The following is an 18,082-nucleotide window of genomic DNA, read 5'->3' as shown; positions in this document are numbered from 1 at the left end:
TCATTCTTCCTTTCCATCAGGATTCGTCTAAATTCAAATCCTTTGTTTCCTTCGTAGCAGAGATGGCGATCAAAGAGATTACCCCGGAAATCACGATGTACAAGGCAATTGGCACCCAGGAGTTAAAAGTGCTTAACAAGGCAGTAGCGATCAGCGGAGCAGTACCACCCGCCAAAGCAGCACCGAGCTGGTAGCCAACGGTAACCCCAGTATAGCGTACATTCGTACTGAAAATCTCCGAGAACATCGTACCCAATACAGCTGTGACTGGAGCCCAGAGAATGCCGAGCCCGATGACGGTAGCGACGGTAAGCCACAGGGCCGATTTCAATGACAGCATATAAAAGTACGGGAATGCAAACAGCATCATGGCTACTGTGCCTGCGATATACAACGGTTTTCTGCCGAATTTATCTGACAGCATGCCCATGTACGGAATCGCGATGGTTGTTACCAGCGTAGCGATCGTGACGGCATTTAGCGCCGTTATTCGGTCGTACCCCAAGTAGTTCGTCGCGTAGGCAATGATAAATGTCGAGAAAATATAGAACGGCGCCGTCTCAACGACCTTGGCTCCGACGGCAATCAGAACGGCTTTCCAGTGGTAACGGAATGTATCTACGATAGGAACTTTCGCAATGTTCCCGGTCGCTTTTGCTTCCTGAAAAGCAGGTGTCTCATCGATGCCATTGCGAATCCAGAGTCCTACAAAGACAAGTGCTGCACTCAACAGAAACGGAATTCGCCAGCCCCAAGACATGAATTGATCATCTGGAAGTGCACTCATCAAAGAAATGGCCAACGTACCGAGCAGCATACCGATCGTTACACCCATTTGCGGGATACTTCCAAAAAAGCCGCGTCTGCCTTTGCTGGAGTACTCTACGGCGAGAAGCAATGCACCTCCCCATTCACCGCCGATCCCCAAGCCTTGAATCAAGCGCATTAGGACGAGAAGAATCGGAGCCCAGACGCCAATGGCATTGTAATCAGGCAGCAAACCGATCAAAACGGTAGCGCCTCCCATCAGTGATAACGTCAAGACCAGCGTCTTTTTGCGACCGATTTTGTCCCCAATATGACTGAAGATGACGCCACCCAAAGGCCGGATGAAAAATGGAAGACCAAACGAGAGATAAGAGAGCAGTAAGCCTACAGTTGGATCAGAAGAAGGAAAAAATAGCTTGTTGAAGACGAGCGATGCCATGGTTCCATACAGAAAAAAGTCAAACCACTCTATGGAGCTGCCAATGAGGCTCGCGACTAACGCTTTGTTTTGAACTTTTTTGGAAACGCCAGTCTGTGTTTGTAATGCCATCGGGTAATCCTCCTTTGTCAGTAGATATTGAAGTGTCACTTCAATTTTTGAGAATAAAGCGATTACATATCTGATAATAATAAAGATTATAAAATGCAATATAATTTGTAGCAATAGTAAAAATTGATACTTATGCTAACTTTACAACTTTTTTCAGGAAAGAGTATGATAGACCTATCCTTTTTACGACGAGGTATGCAAATGGAACCTACCATTGGTGTATTAATCAAATCGCTTCGTGTCGGCAAAAAGAAGACACTCAAACAAATCGCGGAAAAAACACAGCTGTCGATCAGCTTTTTGTCCCAAGTAGAGCGCGGAAAGTCTTCCATTACACTGGAGTCATTGAAAAAAATTTCGGAAGCCTTGGGAGTGAGCCCGGGCTATTTCTTTTCGGGTGAGTCGGGTGGAGGGAATGAGCAGGTACGCAGGGCGAGCACGGAGCAATCCCAGCTTCAGCGTACGCCTTTTGTGTATGAGGACCTGTCCGGTCGCTTGGCGAATCCGTCGCTGGTACCGATTCTCGTCACGCTTTCACCACATGGAGAAAAAGGCACGCCTTTTGTGCACAAGGGTCAAGAATTTATTTACGTCCTCGAAGGTGTGCTGACTCTTTTGCTAGGGGAAGAGGAGCATGATTTGTTCCCTGGCGACAGCATTCACATGGATTCATCCGTACCGCACAACTGGGTGAACCGTACAGGCGAGGTCACCAGGTTCCTTTGTGTCAATTCGCATGACAGCGACATGATTCCAACCGCTCCTTATTAATAAACCGAGAGCGTTTAGCGAAGCCATGTTTTCTACTATAATAGAGGAACGTTAGAAAAGAGCGGTAAAGAGGTGAAATTGTGCCCATAGAGCCTAACTATTTTCAACAGTATCAGCATGCTGATATCGACGAATTAGCTGATGTCATTGGAGAACTTTTGCAAAATCCGATAACAGTTGAAGATGCCGATCATAAATTGATTGCTTACAGCTCGCACGGAGAAAGCACAGATGAAGCGCGATGGTCTACCATCATGGGGCGACGGGTACCGGAAAAAGTGCTGACGCGCCTGTGGAAGGACGGCGTATTTCAGGAGCTGTTAACGCAAGACGACCCCGTACACATCCCAGCTAAGGACGAAATCGGGTTGGGTAAGCGTGTGGCGATTGCCATTCGCAGAGGGAGCGACGTGCTCGGCTACATTTGGGCACAAGAGGTGAATCGACCGATTACCCGGGAAGATGATGAAATTCTTCGTCAGGCAGCACGTGTAGCTGTCTCGCGTCTCATTCAGCGGCAGGGAAAACGCAAGGCGGAGGAGCAGCGACGCAAGGAATTTCTGTGGGAGCTGTTGCTGGGGAATCACAGCAGTGAGGCTGTCATTCGTCAAAAAGCGGACAGCTTGCAGATGCAGCTTCCGACCTCTTATTTAATCTGTATTATTGAAGCGGCAGGAGCGCGTCTGGACCAGTACTTGTATCCATTATTAATGCGTGACAAGCTGCTCTGGGTTGTCGACGGCTCGCAAATCATCTTATTGATCGGTCTGTCCGATACGAAAAAAGACAAGAGCGACGTGCTCATTCGCAAGGTGGAACAGTTCCTGTCCGACTCGCTCGGCAAGCTTGAAGCACATGTAACGGAAGGATGTCAGGTGATTGCGGGGTACGGGAGAGATTACAAGTCTTATACGGATATTGTGAAAAGCTACAGGGAAGCGCTGCATGCTCTCAAGATCAAGAAGCTGTTTCCACAGGAAAATGAGGGGATTCACGGGTACCACGAGCTTGGGATTTATCGATATCTCCTACAGTTGAAGCAATGGGAAGAGGAGCAGGGCTATCAGAATGAACGGCTGGAAAAGCTCCGACAGTACGATCGCGAAAACCAGACCACACTTTTGACGACATTAGAGACTTTTTTGGATGCCGCAGGCAAAGTCAACAAGACAGCAGAGCGCCTGCATATCCACATTAATACGTTGAGCTACCGACTGAGACGAATTGAGGAGATCATGCGTGTCGATCTCGACAATATGAACCAGCGGGCCGCCCTATACTTAGAGCTGAAAATCGCGAAATTAGATGGGGAACAGTAGTTTGTTTGTGAATTTTCACAAATGAAAAGACACTAAAATTAAAGGAATCTCCAAGGAGTATGCCCGAAGATACGCTGTACAATAATAGTAATCGCAAAGAAATCGGCGTCTCCAAGGAGGACATACTTATCATGATCGTTGGAATTCCAAAAGAAATTAAAAATAATGAGAACCGCGTAGCCATTACCCCAGCAGGTGTAGCTGCTTTGGTACAAAACGGACATTCGGTTCGTGTAGAAACAAGTGCAGGGCAAGGCAGCGGTTTTACGAATGAAGATTACAAGGCAGTAGGCGCTGAGATCGTAGAAACAGCAGCAGAGGCATGGGCGTCTGACATGGTGATGAAAGTTAAAGAACCACTCCCTGCTGAATATGGATATTTCCGCGAGGGTCTGATTCTGTTCACCTATTTGCATCTCGCACCAGAGCCTGAATTGACTCGTGAATTGATCGATAAAAAAGTGATTGCAATCGCTTACGAAACCATCCAGCTCGACAATGGCGCTCTGCCTCTGTTGATGCCGATGTCTGAAGTAGCAGGCCGCATGTCCGTTCAAATCGGCGCGCAATTCTTGGAAAAGCAATACGGTGGAAAAGGCGTTCTGCTCGGTGGCGTACCAGGTGTACCAAAAGGCGAGGTAGTTGTAATCGGTGGCGGGATCGTAGGGACAAATGCAGCGAAAATGGCGCTTGGACTGGGTGCAAATGTAACGATCATCGATGTAAATGCAGACCGTCTGCGCCAGTTGGATGATTTGTTCCAAGGCCGCGTTCAGACGCTGATCTCCAATTCCTTCAACATTGCAAGCGCTGTGAAAAAAGCAGATTTGCTGGTAGGCGCTGTACTCATTCCAGGTGCGCGTGCTCCACGTTTGGTAACAGAAGACATGGTAAAAGAGATGTCACCTGGTTCTGTGATCGTAGACGTAGCGATTGACCAAGGCGGATCGATTGAAACCGTAGATCGCATCACGACGCATGACAAGCCGACCTATGAGAAGCACGGTGTGATTCACTACGCTGTAGCTAACATGCCTGGTGCAGTTGCTCGTACATCTACATTGGCTCTGACCAACGTAACCGTTCCTTACGCGGTACAATTGGCAAACAAAGGCTACGCACAAGCGATTCGCGACAACAAAGCATTGGCAAAAGGTGTAAACGTCATCGACGGCAAAGTAGCTTATAAGGCTGTAGCTGATGCGCATAACCTGCCGTATGCTTCTATCGAAGAAGTTTTGCTGGTGAAAAACTAGCTTCAACGGTAAATAGAAAGAAGAAACTGCTTGTCCGAGCTTACGGCAAGCAGTTTTTTTATTCATTCGGTCCAAGCGGGTCAGGGTATTTGACCGAACCCATCTTCATTTTTCCGGAATCACTTAAGTACATATTCACCTGGATTTGGGTCAGGGAATCAGGTGTGAGCTTATTGCGCTTACGTATTTCGTACTTTCGCCAAGCCTGGTAGTCTTTTTTAAACAAACTTTCCTCCAAGCTATACAGATCAACCCCTGCTTTGACTCCTTTTAGAAACGTCCCGCGAATTTGTTCGGCTACCTGTTCTTCAGAGTTTTTCCGTACGAAAGCAGGCGTAACCGCATTCATTATTTCACGAACGAACCCCTTAAGTCGAACATTGACCTGATAACGAGGATGCTCTCCGGTGGTAATCGGAGTGATGTCCAATTGGACGTGCTCGATGCGCATTGTTGCTTTGGGAGTGTTGTTTTGTCTCACAATGAGGCCAGCAAATTCCGTGTCATTATTCATCCACCGAATCCCCATTAAATCACGACCGGGGAAGTAACCCTGCCAATTTCCACGATGAATGGCGTGGATGCCATCGATGGAGAGACGCGAGATGAAACGGTTATTTTCTTTCCAGGAACGCTCGTATAGCGTGAGGTTTGGCAACAACACGGTGCTCGACGGCTCCCAAAAGTTCGAGATAAACCGAAAAAATTGGATCGGCTCGATAAACGAACGCTGCTGGTAAACATCTTTTGGCTGATGCAAGAGAGAGTCCAATGGAGAGAATCCGACCAGAGAATGAGAGCTTAACACTTTGTCTATCGGCTCTCGAGTTCCGAATACCCATTTGGTGTAACGAATCAGACCGTATCGATTCATAATATCATGGGAGGTAATAATGCCCTTTTGCAAGAGGCGCTCATGAAATACGAGGGAGGATACAAAGCCTAGAAACACGGGTACCTGTGCGTTTTTTTGCAGGTTATCAAAGGCAGACTGAAGTGTTTTCCCTTTTCCGATCGAAATGGTGGCAGGTGGAGATTGAAGGGCAGTTGATGATTCCTGCTTGGCGACGGTAGACAGATCAGTGGATTGGGCGTATAAAACATACTCATTGTTGATGTAATCAATGCCCATCGCAGATAAGTAGCGAAGGTCCTGAATGGATTTCTGGTCCCAGCAGCCGCTAAGAAGAGTGGTTGCCAACAGTAGAATAGCCGACGTAATCCGCATGCACTTCATTTGTTATCGCCGCCCTTAGCCGTTCTTGTCCGAAAAAAACTGGTCATGGATTTGAACAAGACATTGAACAGTGTGGAAATGGAGTTGGATGAACCCATCAAAATATACGATCTGCCAAAGGAGGTCAAGGTGGACAAGTAGTACACGATGGCAATCATTCCGAGGATAAAGCCGTACATGCCGATGGTCGCAGAAAGGAAGAAAACGGTGAAACGAGCAACTGTTACCGCGCCGCTTAATGACTGGTTGACCAGTGTGAAGGAGGCGACGACGGTAAGGGAGCCGATAAACAGCATCGAAGGAGATGTCAGCCCCGCACGAATAGAAGCATCCCCGATAATCAGTGCACCAACCAGTGCCAGTGTTTGCCCGACATTTTTTGGCAGACGGGCACCTGCCTCGCGCAGAAATTCAAAAATGAACAAGATGAGAAATAGCTCCATCGGCGCGGAAAATGGCAAACCTTTTCTACCTTGTGTAACAGTAGCGAGTAATTGAAAAGGAAATTGCTCTACATTATAGGCGGATAGTGCAATCCAGAAGCCGGGCAGAAAGATCGCAATCCAAAATCCCCCTAGGCGCAGCATGCGTTCCAGCCATACATAGGTAACAGGATATTGATCGTCTTCAGGAGATTTGATCAGCTGAAGTAAGGTTACAGGTGCCACGAGGGCCAAGGGAGAGCCGTCTACCAACACGACAACCTTACCTTGCAACAGCATGTAAATCGTATAATCAGGACGTCCCGTATAATCAACTAAGGGAAACAGCGAATGAGTGTTGTCACTGAGTAATTTTTCCAGGATAGCGCTATTCAAGATCTTTTTATTGGTACATCCAAGGAGCCTATCACGTATCATCTCTACGAGATCTGGAGATACCCCATCTGTGATATACATCATTGCCACTCTTGTACGTGAGCGTGTTCCGAGAACAAAAGGCTCGTAGGCCAGAGTAATGGTTCGCATACGCTTGCGAATGAGAGCCACGTTCGTGGAGAGATCCTCGACAAAGCCGTCCCGGGGACCTTTGATCGAAATCTCTGTATTGGATTCCTCAGGACCACGCTCCGGCCGATTGGAGATATCCCAGGCGAATGGCGGTGAGTCTCCAATGAAAATCAGCAAATCTCCTGCAAACAGTCGTTCAATCCACAACTCTGGATTTGTGAAGAGTGGGAAAAGCGGCAGGGAACGCAAATCACCGATAGCCAGGAATCGCTCCAATTGCGGCAAGACCGTATCTTGTAAATGATGAACGTCTGCTAGTCCTTCGCAATAAAGCATCAAAACAGGCTGGTCCTCGGATGTGACCGTACGCATAAAAATGACGTCCGCACAATGCGCGAATTTTGCCCGCAATTCCTCTTCAAGGGTCATGGCCTATTCCCTCCTGTCTGGATGGCTTGCGCAGAGTAACCAGAATGAGTGCGAGCGTAATCACAACCATAATGACTAAGTAGAGCGGATAGTATATGTGCGTCAGAAAAGATACGAATTGCATGTCGCTGAAGGGGAGGCTGGTAAAGGCGATCATGCTTCCGCCCAGAAACATCATCATGAATTTGCGCTGTTTTCGGGTACGGAACGTGAGTAAATCTCCCAAGAGCAGCAAGCAAATAGTGATGCGAATAAAAGAGCCAGCAAGCCATTGAAAAATCGAGAAAAACTCCATGTTCTCAATGTCTTTTCCGATCGTGAGGAGCCGCCATTGTTCAAAAGCGGGAAAACGCTGACGAGCAGACTCCACAGGGCCAAATTCCGCAATCGCCCCTGTCAACGGGCTGAGTGTCAACAGAAGCGTGATACCGAGCATGAATAAAAAGTGTACGAGTCGAAAAGGTTTCCGTACGTGATGCTGAAGCAATAGCAACAGAAACAGCTCGGTGAAACCGCCGCCAACGTAGAGCATCCCATGTAGAAGAGGACGAAAACCGTTCTGGAAAAGCGGTAGCAATAAACTATAATCCTTTTTGGGAATATTGCCAAAAGCAACGAAAAATCCGAGCATCACGACTACGGGCAGCAAGATTCCCGCTGTGATTCCGACAGAGGTCATTCCTCCAATAGAGGCAAGTACGCATAACCCCATCAAGGCAAAAGCAGTTACCCATTCAGGCGTTCGAGGCAAGTAGTTAACGGTTGTCCATGTCTGTGTATCGATAAGATTCGTTAGCGCCATCATGTACAGGCAAATCATGATCGGAACGAGCAAAAGATTGGTGACTATTTTTCCCGATCGTTTCGTAAGCCATTCATACAAGGACTGTTGATTCAAATTTCGATGAATCACAAACAGAAGATACGCCCAGAAGGAAAAGGGGATGCCCGCAAGCAACACGCTCAACCAAGAATCTCTGCCTGCTTTGCTAAGTAAGAGGGGGATGACGGTTACGTGGTTCGTAATGCCGATCGTCAGCATCATCACCATAATGGCTTGACCAATCCCGATTTTTCCGTCCACTTTCATGTAAGACTTGTCCCCCTGTGCGTGGTGGTGCTGTTAGGATTTGCCTGCTTGCTTGGAAATATGTATCACGTATAAAGGTTACATCCTCCCGAAAAAGTATGGTATTCTACTATGAGGTAAAAAGGTAGAACCAGAGTAAGGAGTGCAGCCGATGTATCAGCTCATAAGAAAATATCTGTTCCAGCAAGATGCGGAAGAGATTCATGAAAAGACAATTGGTGCCTTAAGGCTGGTGGAGGATTCTGCTCCAGGCAAAAGCATCCTGAAGATGATCTATCAGGTAAAAGACCAGCGATTGGAGAATAAGCTGTGGGGAATGACTTTTCCGAATCCAGTCGGACTCGCAGCTGGCTTTGATAAAAATGCAGAGGTCTATCATGCGTTAGGTGCCCTTGGTTTTGGGTTTGTGGAAATCGGGACGTTGACGCCACAGGGGCAGCCAGGCAATCCAAAGCCACGTTTGTTTCGCTTGCCGGAACATCAAGCTGTCATTAACCGAATGGGCTTCAACAATCACGGTGCATATCTGGCTTCCCAGCATTTGGTCGGTTATGCATACTCAGACGTTCCGATTGGGATTAATATTGGGAAAAACAAAGTAACGCCGAATGAAGAGGCGGCCATCGACTATAGCAAATGTATGGACATGCTCTATGCATACGGTCACTATTTCGTCATTAACATCAGCTCTCCGAATACCCCGAATCTGCGTGATTTGCAGGAAACAGAGAGCTTGCGTCATTTGGTGCGGGCAGTAAGGGAAAAAGCAACTGAAATGGAAGCGCGTTCCATCAAGAAAAAACCGATTTTGCTGAAGGTAGCACCAGACATGTCGGATGAGCACATGCGCGATGTTGTTCAGGCTGCGGTAGAAGAAGGCATTGCCGGAATTATCGCCACCAATACGACACTGTCACGCGAGGCGGTTTCCGGACATCGATTTGCCGAGGAAGCGGGCGGCTTGAGCGGAAGACCTCTTACGGAGCGCTCTACTGCTTGGGTGAAGGAAATTTATCAAGAAGTAGGAGACAAGGTACCGATCATCGGTGTCGGGGGCATTTATAATGGCGAAGACGCCTACGCGAAAATCCGAGCAGGAGCCAGTCTCGTTCAGGTGTATACGGGGATGATTTATCAGGGCCCAGGTATCGCCAAGCAAATCAACAAAAAACTGCTCAAGCTCATGCAGCGCGATGGTTTTAAACACATTAGTGAAGTAATTGGCGTAGACGCAAAGGAATAGATAGAACAAGTACGCATAGGTCGATGGCTCTGTTTGTAGCGCGGGTCATCGGCTTATGCGTTTTTGCTTATATTCTTCCGATTTATGTAGTGATCCGGTATAATGATGTGGGACAAACATGAATTGTCTGTCAATTTCATATTGTCGGCGTTAGGTGCCTTTATGTGACGCATAAAGGGTAACAGGGAATCGGGTGAAAGTCCCGAGCGGTCCCGCCACTGTAACCAGGGAGCTCTCTTTGATAAGGAAACCACTCATTTTCGTATGGGGAAGGACAAAGAGCGCATGGATCTGGAAGCCAGGAGACCTACCTAGTAGCCACACCCACAAGACCTTCGCGGAAAGGAGCGGTGAATACGAGGCAATGAGACTGTGTGATCAGTCTGTTGTTTTGTGTGCACATCTCGTCCATTGATGGATGGGATTTTTTTGTTTGCAGGAAAGAACGAAAGACAGTGAAGGAGGAATGAACATGAATCGATCTCGTCTCGTATCTACATGTCTGTTGATCGCGGGCTTTGTCCTTTATTTTTTGCTCAATGAACCAGAGACAGGACACGCGATGCACATCATGGAAGGGTATTTGCCATTATCCTGGGCCTTATTTTGGTGGGCTGTCTTCTTGCCATTTTTTATTCTTGGGCTTCGCTCGATTAACAAGATTGTAAAAGAACATCCCGAAATGAAGCTCCTCATTGGCGTTGCAGGAGCGTTTGCGTTTGTTTTATCTGCACTGAAAATTCCTTCGGTTACAGGCAGCAGCTCTCACCCGACTGGAACGGGTCTTGGCGCCATTATGTTTGGCCCTTTCGCGATGTCTGTGCTAGGGAGCATGGTACTCTTGTTTCAAGCCTTGCTGTTAGCGCATGGAGGTTTGACTACGCTAGGAGCAAATGCCGTATCCATGGCAGTAGTAGGACCACTAGTGGCATACGGAATCTATCGGATGATCATGAAAGTAGGTGGAAGCCAACGTCTGGCTGTTTTTGCGGCGGCTGCTTTGGCTGATCTCGCTACCTATGTGGTGACTTCGGTACAATTGGCGCTGGCATTCCCGGCTGAATCTGGTGGAGTGTTCGCCTCGTTCGCCAAATTCGCAGGAATTTTTGCATTCACGCAAGTACCGCTCGCCATCAGTGAAGGTTTGTTGACCGTGCTTGTTTGGAACTGGTTGTTATCTTACAACGCAAAAGAGCTTACACAGCTTCGTTTGCTTAAACGGGAGGAATCGCTGTGAAAAAAGGATGGAACTGGCTATTGCTCTTGGGGGTAGTCGTGTTGGCTATTGTCCCGCTGTTGCTGGTGCAGGATTCGGAATTTGGCGGCGCAGATGGTGTGGCAGAGGAAGCGATCAAGGAAATTTCCCCGAACTACGAACCGTGGTTCCAGCCATTGATAGAACCGCCAGGAGGAGAAACGGAGAGCTTGTTGTTTGCGGTGCAGGCAGCGTTGGGTGCGGGAGTGGTCGGCTACGCCGTGGGCTTGTACAAAGGTCGGTTGGATAAGCGGAAAAAATGAACGGGCTGCAGCTTGATTCTCTCTCTTATCAAAACAGGCTGAAACGACTGCCGCCAGCTCATAAGCTATTGCTGGCGAGTGCCTTGTTACTGCTTGTTTTGGTGGGACACGTATGGATGCAGATGGCCGTCGTTGTCTGGATGACGGTATGGGTAGTGGTGTATGCCCGTATTCCTGTCCGGATCTATTTGTCCTTTATGATGGTGTCCCTCTCGTTTTTCGCGGCGGGGCTTCCTGCACTACTGGTCGAAGGGGCGAGAGCAGGAGAAGTACAGAGCCAGGTCGCGGCAGCATGGGAACTGGGTTCGTATGTGCTCTATGTGCCGATGTCCTCCTTCAGTAAAGTCTGGATCTTATTTTGGCGCACCATGGCGAGCTTATCTTGCTTTGCCTTCATATTGTTTACCGTGCCGTTTGCGGAAATCTTGCAGGTGCTTCGCCGTCTGCATATGCCTGTCCTTGTGACTGACTTATTAATGATCATGTATCGGTTTATTTTTGTGTTAGTAACGATTTCGCACCAGCTGTGGATTGCCCAACGTTCTCGCGGAGGTCATCGTGGCTTTTTGGCGACGCTTCGGGATGCAGGGATTCTGGTTGCTCAATTATTTGTCAGAGCGATGCGCAAATACGAAGCTTTGCACAAAGGAATGGCGGCTAGAGGCTTTGGGGAGAGCATGCATGTGCTCTCGTTTCATACCCATGCTCGTTCGCGACGCTATGAGTGGGAGTCAATCGCAGGCTGTATGCTATTGGTCCTGCTTGAGTGGTGGACAGGAGGTTGGCGGTTATGACATCGCGATTGTTGGAGTTCATCGATTTGCAGTACACGTATCCGGGAGGGCGGGGACCCGTCCTGTGTGGGCTGTCCTTGTGGATTCCAGAAGGGAAAAAATGTGTCCTTTTGGGACGAAATGGCTGTGGAAAGTCGACCTTGTTCTTGCATGGAAACGGGATCATCGAGCCACAGCAGGGACAGGTGCAGTGGAGGGGGAAACCCCTTGTCTACAAACGCGCCGCACTGCAAGAGATGACGCAAAAGGTAGGCTTGGTCTTTCAAGATCCTGAGCATCAGCTGATCGCAAGTACGGTCGCGGAAGATATATCCTATGGTTTATGCAATCAGAAGCTGCCTGTAGACGTAATCCGGGCAAAGGTAGAAAAGGTGCTGGATGCATTCGGGTTGAGAGAGCTGGCAGCAGCTCCGATTCATCATTTGAGCCTAGGACAAAAACGGCGTCTGGCACTCGCGGGGGTCATGGTCATGGAGCCTGAGCTGTTGCTGCTCGATGAGCCTACTGCATATCTGGATCGCTATCAGACGAAAAATTTACTGCGAGAGCTCGATGCCATTCACCAGCAAGGAACGACTGTTTTGATGGCGACACACGATATGGATATTGCGTTTGAATGGGCGGAGTGGATTTGCATCATGGATGAAGGCAGGCTTGTTTTTGCGGGAGATCCGCAGGAGGCATTGGAAAACAGAACCATGCTGGAGAGTCTTCATCTGGGTATGCCGTTGCTCGCGGATGTGTGGGAGGTACTGCCAGAGGAGTGGAAGCAGGAACTTGGCGGTAATATTCCACGTTCGGTCGATGAGCTGCGAAAAATGCTCAGTGTTCAGCGGGTGTGGTGAATGGAGTGGCCGCTTTCGGGTAAGCTAACCCCAAAAAGCCATGGAGGTACGCCGTATGGAACAAGACTCTGTCACGAGTACATCGGTCCCGAATCATCAGGAAAAAGGAATTTCACGCAAGGTGAAGGATGAACTGATGTATCAAGTATTGGAAAAAGAGATGACTACCGACGAGCAGGAAAAGAAGCTAAAAGATGATTATTTAAAAGGAAAGGCGTAAATTTGCGCCAAGAAGCCCTTCTCGCCACCTAAAGGCGTGAAGGGCTTTTTTACATGGAATGATCCCCGTACCCACCCTCGTCCGTCAGACAAAATCAACACACGGTAGTTACAATACCTTGTACGCATTACTCATGTCACATTACTGGGCGTCTTATGTAAGAGAGGGATTTGAACCCTGAGGGCGGCCCCTCGACCCGACCAATGAGTTTTCAACATTAACCCTGTTGAATGGGGACGTGTTCGCCTTTTGCAGACAGACTACCGACTTCCATGCCTCTTTCGTTAAGCTTCCTGCAATTCCGTTAACCAGTTGAATTGTTGAATGCTTGCATCCAGTTCCCGGTACTGCTTGGACAGCTCGTCGACTTGCTTTTGCAACTGAGCAATATTTACAGTCGAGCAAATCTTGACCTCTGAACGGCTGTAGCGATCATGCTTGACTGTAGCTGCTTTGATCAGGTCGGCCAACTCATTTCGTTTTGAACCGAGAACATCACGTTTGGTTAACGCATCGGAGAGCGTCATGGTTTCATTAAAGCGGCAAGACGCATTGGTTCGATTGATTTGCTGAACAATACGTTCGAGCTGGTCAAACAACTGATACAGCTCAGACAAGAGATCGTTAGGATTTTCAGGAGGAAGCTCGCCTTCCTGAACCTTTGCGCTGTTATGCAATCGGTGACCCAACTGTTCGATCCGTTTTTGATAATCGGCACGAATGATTAACGCTTCCGCGAGTTTCACAACCGTTACCCCCTATACCAATCTGTTTGGTTATACGCTTGTTTGCTTGAATGGTTGTGGTGAAAAAAATAAAATTTGGTAAAAATTGATTTTCGCTGAAAAGTTAAGAAGATTTGTGCGAATTTTGTAGGGATATGTCTTTTCATCACGAATTACGTAAAGAAAGCACTTACTTACAATGGAAGAAGTGATGAGGTTGTGATTTCAACTTTGAATAAGACGCTATGCGTTCAACAACTCGTAGAAAAATTAAGAGACAAGCAGCTTCTTCATATACCAATGGTTGATCTTCGAGAATCCAATAAAGCGTTATATGAATACGTCAATCAGCTCAATGATTCGATTGCGATCATTCCGACTACGATTAATTCTGTCATTACAGGCGTCATCCGTTTTCAGGAAGGGCACTTTATTACCTTGGGCATGCTCATCTGGAAAGACGCCAACAAAAAAGGGGCGTTCAAAGAAGGGACATTTCTTTTTTACAAGCATGACGCTCATGAATCGATTGAGGATTGCGTCCATATTACCAATTCCATCGAAAATCACAATCTGATGGAAAGCTTGTTCTTTGCGTGCTGCGAGAGCAAGGATGGCGATTCCGTGCTTTCCTATTCGCATATCGAGCATGCGATCACATACGGAGAGTTGTATCGTGACATGAAGACCAAAATCAAAAAAGGGTTTGCGTAGTTTTTGGTTGGTGAGAAACTTTACATGCCAAGTTCTGGGTGATATACTACTGAAAATTTATAAAAAATTCCAATTGAAGAGGAGTTTTCCTACGTGATGACCAAGAAGTAACGTCTTGCCATTCACCAGTTGGCCCGACCCCCTCCATGTAAATGGTTTTGTCTACCCACAAATAAAAACCACTTACAACAAAATGGAGGAATATCACGATGAGTAAACCTGAAATGAATGTTGCCTTAGTAATCGGTCCGGATACGGATCTGGATAGCCAAGCAATCCGAAGTACACTTGAGTATTTTGGAGCTCGAGTCTTTACGTACTGGATTGGTCGACCAAGCGATTTGATCGATGTATTGAATGGCAGCGACCTATACCTAAATACCGACATGATTGTTCTGAATTTCCATGGCGATGAGGGAAGTCTCATCATGCCAGAGCTGGGCGAGGACGTTTACGAGGAAGGAGAACCAAAGGGTGATTTTGGTCCTGACGAGGTCAGACGTTTTGCTAAGCTGGATGGAAAAATCGTGTTAGGTAACGGATGCTCGCTTGGTGATCCCGAATTAGCGAAGGCCTTTCTGGACAGTGGTTGCCATACGTATATTGGGCCAAAAGATTACCCGGACGGAAATTCTGCGCTGATGTTCGCACTGCGCTATTTCTACGAGGTAATTCAAAACAAGAAAAGCGTGGAAGAAGCTTTTCGAATCGCAAAAGCTACTGATGAAGAAACCGAGATGTATCAGCTTTATGTAAAAGAGTAAATGCAACACAAAGGGAGCCTTGTACTAGGCTCTTTTTGCAATTTATTCCCGAGAAGTCTTGGATGGTTTTTGTCGAAAAATGTCAGGTTGTTATTCTTGTTGGGAGTCATATTTTGGATTATGGTAGGGGAGATTCATTTCAGTTAAGGGGGTCTTTCCTTGAAGAAAATGTCTTTTTTCATAGTGGCTTTCGCCATCATGTTGGCTGGATGTAGCTCTGGGCAACCAACGAATACGGCATCACCTCCGCCAGCAACGCCAACTGGTACGGCTCCAACACCTGAGGCAACCGCGCCAGCTACACCTCCACCAGCTACACCTGTAACAGAAGCGGCTACTCCTGCAGCGACAGAGAAAGCAACGATCACGAAGAGTGAATTTGAACAGATTGAAAATGGGATGAGCTTTGAAGAAGTAAAAAAAATAGTGGGCGGGGAAGGCGAATTGCTTGCTGAGGTTGGTAAAGCCGGAGAGGAAGGATACACGATCGTCTACATGTACGAGGGAGAAGGGACGATTGGGGCAAATGCGAATTTTACTTTCCAAGGCGGGGTTCTTCAAGTAAAATCGCAAATTGGACTGCAATAGGGGAAAAAGGGCGCAGGCAAATGCTTGCGTCCTTTTTGCGGAATAGGTCATCGTACAGGCGAATCATCCGCGAAGAGCATACAGTAGTGTGTCTAAGGAAAAGGAAAGGGGGAGGCAGAATGGGTTTCTTTGATGGCTTTGATGACTTTGCTCTGATCCTTGTCCTGTTCGTTTTGCTTGTCATTGTCGGATGTTCTTTGGATTAGAAATTTGATTAGCAAAAGAGTGATGCAAAGGGACAAATAATCCCTTTGCATTATTCATTTACGAAACGAGGTGAGAGTGAAAAGTGGCTAGACAAATTAATGGTTTTAGCACTGAATTTGCAGATTGGCTGAAGTCGAATAAGGTCTCGATCAGAAAGCTGCATAAAAATCCAGAATCCCTCGGGCAGTATTATCAAGAGTGGACAAAAACGAGCCGTCGGGCGAGAAGAGAGTCGCGACCATCAAGGGTCTCCAATCTAAACCTTGATATGGATACCATATTAAATGGTGTACGCATAGCAAACGAGGTATTCAGAACTTTCCAAGGAACGAATGGGATTGGAAATATGTTTAGAAGGTTCATGTAGTGAGCTGTACATCTCCACCAACGTCGCCTTCCGCTAAATTTCTAGGATCATGGGTGTAGGTGCCTTTTATTCGAAAGCAAATAAAAGCCCTACTCATCAGAGAAGGGCTTTTTCCTGCAACTTATAGGTCGTAATACAGCTCATACTCTTTCGGATTCACAGTCCGCTCAACTTGCTCAATCTCACCGCGTTTTTGAGCGATCCAGCCTTCAATTACTTCTTTTGTAAAGACATTACCTTCAAGCAAGAAGTCATGGTCTTGTTCAAGTGCAACAAGTGCTTCTGCAAGAGAGCCGGGAGCGCTCTTTATTTCGTGTTTTTCCGCATCGGACAAGTCGTAGATGTTTTTATCCAATGGCCCAAAGCCCAGTTCGCGCGGGTCGAGTTTGCGCTTGATGCCATCGAGGCCAGCCATCAGCATGGCGGCAAAAGCCAAGTACGGGTTAGCAGTAGAGTCCGGGGTGCGGAACTCAATGCGGGACGCTTTTGGCGTAACGGCAGCAATCGGAATCCGAACGGCAGCAGAGCGATTTCCTTTGGAGAAGACCAAATTCACGGGTGCTTCGTAGCCGGGAACAAGACGCTTGAACGAGTTGGTGCTCGGGTTAGTCAGGGCGATCAATGCAGGTGCGTGGTGCAAAATACCGCCGATGTAGTGTAGCGCAGTCTCACTTAGGTTGGCATAACCGCCTTGCTCATAGAATAGCGGGGTATCGCCGTTAAACAAGCTTTGGTGAACGTGCATCCCAGATCCGTTGTCACCAACGATTGGTTTTGGCATGAAGGTAGCTGTTTTGCCGTGTTTCGCAGCTACGTTGCGCACGATGTATTTGAACAGCAAGAGATTGTCTGCTGTACGAGTCAGAGTATCAAAGCGGAAATTAATCTCACCTTGACCGGCTGTTGCCACCTCATGGTGATGGCGCTCCACATGCATGCCGCATTTCGTCATCATCGTGCACATTTCATTGCGGATATCCATTTGGGAGTCGGTTGGTTGAACAGGGAAGTATCCGCCCTTGTTACGTACCTTGTAGCCCAGGTTTTGTCCTTCTTTACCTGTGTTCCAGAAAGCTTCTTCTGAATCGATGTGGAAGAAGGAGCCGGACGGACCAGAGGCATAGCGTACGTTGTCAAAGAGGAAGAATTCGGATTCTGGACCAAAGTAAGCAGCGGTAGCGAGGCCGGTTTGTTGCAGATAGGCTTCGGCCTTGAGTGCAATGCCACGGGGGTCGCGTGTGTAGACGGTGTTGTCTGGATTGACGATGTTGCAGATGATATTCATGGTTTTGGCTTCGACGAATGGGTCAATGAAGGCGGTAGTCGGATCAGGCATCGCTACCATGTCGCTTTCCTCAATGGACTTGTAGCCAGTTAGACTGGAACCGTCGAATGCGACGCCATTGCGGAATGTTCCTTCATCTACCGCGTAGGCAGGAACTGTGACATGGTGTTGGCGGCCGAGCAAGTCAACGATGCGAAAATCAACATATTCCACTTTTTCTGCGTCAATTGTGGACAAGACTGTTTTCATATCCAACATGATTCACTCCATTTCACGAATTAAAGTTATGGAATCATCAGCAACGTTCGGTTTTTCCTTGATTTCTATATTTCGAATTATATCGACAATTCTCATTGTTCGTCAAGAGGTTTTCTTACGTGTAATGTAAGTTTTTCTAACATTATATTGTGGGGTTTAGAAAATGGTTACTTTTTAATAAAAT

The 18,082-nt window shown here is 47.5% G+C and carries 19 protein-coding genes and 1 riboswitch; of the genes, 13 read left to right on the top strand and 6 right to left on the bottom strand.

Annotated features, from left to right (window positions below; translation table 11 throughout):
• Positions 1 to 16: 16 nt before the first annotated feature.
• A complete protein-coding gene (locus C7R93_RS13010) occupies positions 17 to 1,318 on the bottom strand; it encodes an MFS transporter (RefSeq protein WP_106839210.1) in 1,302 nt (433 codons plus the stop codon).
• Between the two features lie 201 nt (positions 1,319 to 1,519).
• On the opposite strand from C7R93_RS13010, the gene C7R93_RS13005 reads away from it, so the two are divergent.
• The 3 genes from C7R93_RS13005 (at position 1,520) to ald (ending at position 4,664) form a co-directional block, all read left to right on the top strand.
• Positions 1,520 to 2,089, top strand: coding sequence for a helix-turn-helix domain-containing protein (locus C7R93_RS13005; protein ID WP_106839209.1), 570 nt, complete (start codon positions 1,520 to 1,522; stop codon positions 2,087 to 2,089).
• A gap of 80 nt (positions 2,090 to 2,169) precedes the next feature.
• The gene (locus C7R93_RS13000; RefSeq protein WP_106839208.1) at positions 2,170 to 3,408 is read left to right on the top strand and encodes a PucR family transcriptional regulator; all 1,239 of its coding nucleotides are present in this window, start codon (positions 2,170 to 2,172) and stop codon (positions 3,406 to 3,408) included.
• A 131-nt stretch (positions 3,409 to 3,539) separates the two neighbouring features.
• Positions 3,540 to 4,664 carry an alanine dehydrogenase gene (gene ald, locus C7R93_RS12995; RefSeq protein WP_106839241.1) on the top strand — a complete coding sequence of 375 codons (1,125 nt, stop codon included), beginning with the start codon at positions 3,540 to 3,542 and terminating at the stop codon, positions 4,662 to 4,664.
• A 58-nt stretch (positions 4,665 to 4,722) separates the two neighbouring features.
• On the opposite strand, the gene C7R93_RS12990 is transcribed toward ald, so the two are convergent.
• From C7R93_RS12990 to C7R93_RS12980, 3 genes are read right to left on the bottom strand one after another with little or no spacing between them, the layout of a single operon-like run.
• Positions 4,723 to 5,901 (bottom strand): Ger(x)C family spore germination protein, encoded by a 1,179-nt coding sequence (locus tag C7R93_RS12990; RefSeq protein WP_106839207.1) that lies wholly within the window; start codon positions 5,899 to 5,901, stop codon positions 4,723 to 4,725.
• The gene (locus C7R93_RS12985) at positions 5,898 to 7,280 is read right to left on the bottom strand and encodes a spore germination protein (protein ID WP_106839206.1); all 1,383 of its coding nucleotides are present in this window, start codon (positions 7,278 to 7,280) and stop codon (positions 5,898 to 5,900) included. The genes C7R93_RS12990 and C7R93_RS12985 overlap by 4 nt, the downstream gene beginning before the upstream one ends.
• The gene (locus tag C7R93_RS12980) at positions 7,270 to 8,370 is read right to left on the bottom strand and encodes a GerAB/ArcD/ProY family transporter (protein ID WP_106839205.1); all 1,101 of its coding nucleotides are present in this window, start codon (positions 8,368 to 8,370) and stop codon (positions 7,270 to 7,272) included. Before C7R93_RS12980 ends, C7R93_RS12985 begins: the two co-directional genes overlap by 11 nt.
• 151 nt (positions 8,371 to 8,521) lie before the next feature.
• On the opposite strand from C7R93_RS12980, the gene C7R93_RS12975 reads away from it, so the two are divergent.
• The 6 genes from C7R93_RS12975 to C7R93_RS30280 all read left to right on the top strand — a co-directional run bounded on the left by C7R93_RS12975 (position 8,522) and on the right by C7R93_RS30280 (position 12,990).
• Positions 8,522 to 9,613, top strand: coding sequence for a quinone-dependent dihydroorotate dehydrogenase (locus C7R93_RS12975; RefSeq protein WP_106839204.1), 1,092 nt, complete (start codon positions 8,522 to 8,524; stop codon positions 9,611 to 9,613).
• Between the two features lie 135 nt (positions 9,614 to 9,748).
• Positions 9,749 to 9,942, top strand: a riboswitch (cobalamin riboswitch).
• A gap of 143 nt (positions 9,943 to 10,085) precedes the next feature.
• Positions 10,086 to 10,850, top strand: coding sequence for an energy-coupling factor ABC transporter permease (locus tag C7R93_RS12970; RefSeq protein WP_106839203.1), 765 nt, complete (start codon positions 10,086 to 10,088; stop codon positions 10,848 to 10,850).
• Positions 10,847 to 11,131 carry an energy-coupling factor ABC transporter substrate-binding protein gene (locus C7R93_RS12965; protein WP_106839202.1) on the top strand — a complete coding sequence of 95 codons (285 nt, stop codon included), beginning with the start codon at positions 10,847 to 10,849 and terminating at the stop codon, positions 11,129 to 11,131. Before C7R93_RS12970 ends, C7R93_RS12965 begins: the two co-directional genes overlap by 4 nt.
• Positions 11,128 to 11,925 carry a cobalt ECF transporter T component CbiQ gene (cbiQ, locus tag C7R93_RS12960; RefSeq protein ID WP_106839201.1) on the top strand — a complete coding sequence of 266 codons (798 nt, stop codon included), beginning with the start codon at positions 11,128 to 11,130 and terminating at the stop codon, positions 11,923 to 11,925. The genes C7R93_RS12965 and cbiQ overlap by 4 nt, the downstream gene beginning before the upstream one ends.
• Complete coding sequence (locus C7R93_RS12955; RefSeq protein ID WP_106839200.1) at positions 11,922 to 12,770, top strand: energy-coupling factor ABC transporter ATP-binding protein; 849 nt, start codon at positions 11,922 to 11,924, stop codon at positions 12,768 to 12,770. The genes cbiQ and C7R93_RS12955 overlap by 4 nt, the downstream gene beginning before the upstream one ends.
• 55 nt (positions 12,771 to 12,825) lie before the next feature.
• Positions 12,826 to 12,990 (top strand): hypothetical protein, encoded by a 165-nt coding sequence (locus C7R93_RS30280; RefSeq protein WP_167402464.1) that lies wholly within the window; start codon positions 12,826 to 12,828, stop codon positions 12,988 to 12,990.
• Positions 12,991 to 13,274: 284 nt separating this feature from the next.
• Here the strand turns inward: C7R93_RS30280 and C7R93_RS12950 are convergent, their stop codons facing one another.
• Complete coding sequence (locus tag C7R93_RS12950; protein ID WP_106839199.1) at positions 13,275 to 13,736, bottom strand: DIP1984 family protein; 462 nt, start codon at positions 13,734 to 13,736, stop codon at positions 13,275 to 13,277.
• A 198-nt stretch (positions 13,737 to 13,934) separates the two neighbouring features.
• Here C7R93_RS12950 and C7R93_RS12945 point away from each other — a divergent pair, with 198 nt between their 5' ends.
• The 4 genes from C7R93_RS12945 (at position 13,935) to C7R93_RS12930 (ending at position 15,987) form a co-directional block, all read left to right on the top strand.
• A complete protein-coding gene (locus C7R93_RS12945; protein ID WP_106839198.1) occupies positions 13,935 to 14,429 on the top strand; it encodes a hypothetical protein in 495 nt (164 codons plus the stop codon).
• 209 nt (positions 14,430 to 14,638) lie between these two features.
• Positions 14,639 to 15,193, top strand: coding sequence for a delta-aminolevulinic acid dehydratase (locus tag C7R93_RS12940; protein ID WP_106839197.1), 555 nt, complete (start codon positions 14,639 to 14,641; stop codon positions 15,191 to 15,193).
• 168 nt (positions 15,194 to 15,361) lie between these two features.
• On the top strand, positions 15,362 to 15,781 hold the full coding sequence (locus C7R93_RS12935) for a hypothetical protein (protein WP_244191531.1): 420 nt from the start codon (positions 15,362 to 15,364) through the stop codon (positions 15,779 to 15,781).
• A 119-nt stretch (positions 15,782 to 15,900) separates the two neighbouring features.
• On the top strand, positions 15,901 to 15,987 hold the full coding sequence (locus C7R93_RS12930; RefSeq protein WP_106839195.1) for a YjcZ family sporulation protein: 87 nt from the start codon (positions 15,901 to 15,903) through the stop codon (positions 15,985 to 15,987).
• 489 nt (positions 15,988 to 16,476) lie between these two features.
• On the opposite strand, the gene glnA is transcribed toward C7R93_RS12930, so the two are convergent.
• Positions 16,477 to 17,895 carry a type I glutamate--ammonia ligase gene (gene glnA / locus C7R93_RS12920; RefSeq protein WP_106839240.1) on the bottom strand — a complete coding sequence of 473 codons (1,419 nt, stop codon included), beginning with the start codon at positions 17,893 to 17,895 and terminating at the stop codon, positions 16,477 to 16,479.
• Positions 17,896 to 18,082: the final 187 nt, after the last annotated feature.

It is taken from the genome of Brevibacillus fortis, assembly GCF_003013395.1.
Lineage (GTDB): Bacteria > Bacillota > Bacilli > Brevibacillales > Brevibacillaceae > Brevibacillus > Brevibacillus fortis.
This window is presented reverse-complemented; position numbering and strand designations above follow the sequence as displayed.

Excerpts from the sequence above, each read along its gene's own strand:
- C7R93_RS12975 (WP_106839204.1), top strand. The coding sequence starts at position 8,522 with ATGTATCAGCTCATAAGAAAATATCTGTTCCAGCAAGATGCGGAAGAG.
- C7R93_RS30280 (WP_167402464.1), top strand. The coding sequence starts at position 12,826 with ATGGAACAAGACTCTGTCACGAGTACATCGGTCCCGAATCATCAGGAA.
- C7R93_RS12990 (WP_106839207.1), bottom strand. The coding sequence starts at position 5,901 with ATGAAGTGCATGCGGATTACGTCGGCTATTCTACTGTTGGCAACCACT.
- C7R93_RS13005 (WP_106839209.1), top strand. The coding sequence starts at position 1,520 with ATGGAACCTACCATTGGTGTATTAATCAAATCGCTTCGTGTCGGCAAA.
- C7R93_RS12970 (WP_106839203.1), top strand. The coding sequence starts at position 10,086 with ATGAATCGATCTCGTCTCGTATCTACATGTCTGTTGATCGCGGGCTTT.
- cbiQ (WP_106839201.1), top strand. The coding sequence starts at position 11,128 with ATGAACGGGCTGCAGCTTGATTCTCTCTCTTATCAAAACAGGCTGAAA.
- C7R93_RS13010 (WP_106839210.1), bottom strand. The coding sequence starts at position 1,318 with ATGGCATTACAAACACAGACTGGCGTTTCCAAAAAAGTTCAAAACAAA.
- C7R93_RS12985 (WP_106839206.1), bottom strand. The coding sequence starts at position 7,280 with ATGACCCTTGAAGAGGAATTGCGGGCAAAATTCGCGCATTGTGCGGAC.
- C7R93_RS12980 (WP_106839205.1), bottom strand. The coding sequence starts at position 8,370 with ATGAAAGTGGACGGAAAAATCGGGATTGGTCAAGCCATTATGGTGATG.
- C7R93_RS12930 (WP_106839195.1), top strand. The coding sequence starts at position 15,901 with ATGGGTTTCTTTGATGGCTTTGATGACTTTGCTCTGATCCTTGTCCTG.
- C7R93_RS12935 (WP_244191531.1), top strand. The coding sequence starts at position 15,362 with ATGTCTTTTTTCATAGTGGCTTTCGCCATCATGTTGGCTGGATGTAGC.
- C7R93_RS12955 (WP_106839200.1), top strand. The coding sequence starts at position 11,922 with ATGACATCGCGATTGTTGGAGTTCATCGATTTGCAGTACACGTATCCG.
- C7R93_RS12940 (WP_106839197.1), top strand. The coding sequence starts at position 14,639 with ATGAGTAAACCTGAAATGAATGTTGCCTTAGTAATCGGTCCGGATACG.
- ald (WP_106839241.1), top strand. The coding sequence starts at position 3,540 with ATGATCGTTGGAATTCCAAAAGAAATTAAAAATAATGAGAACCGCGTA.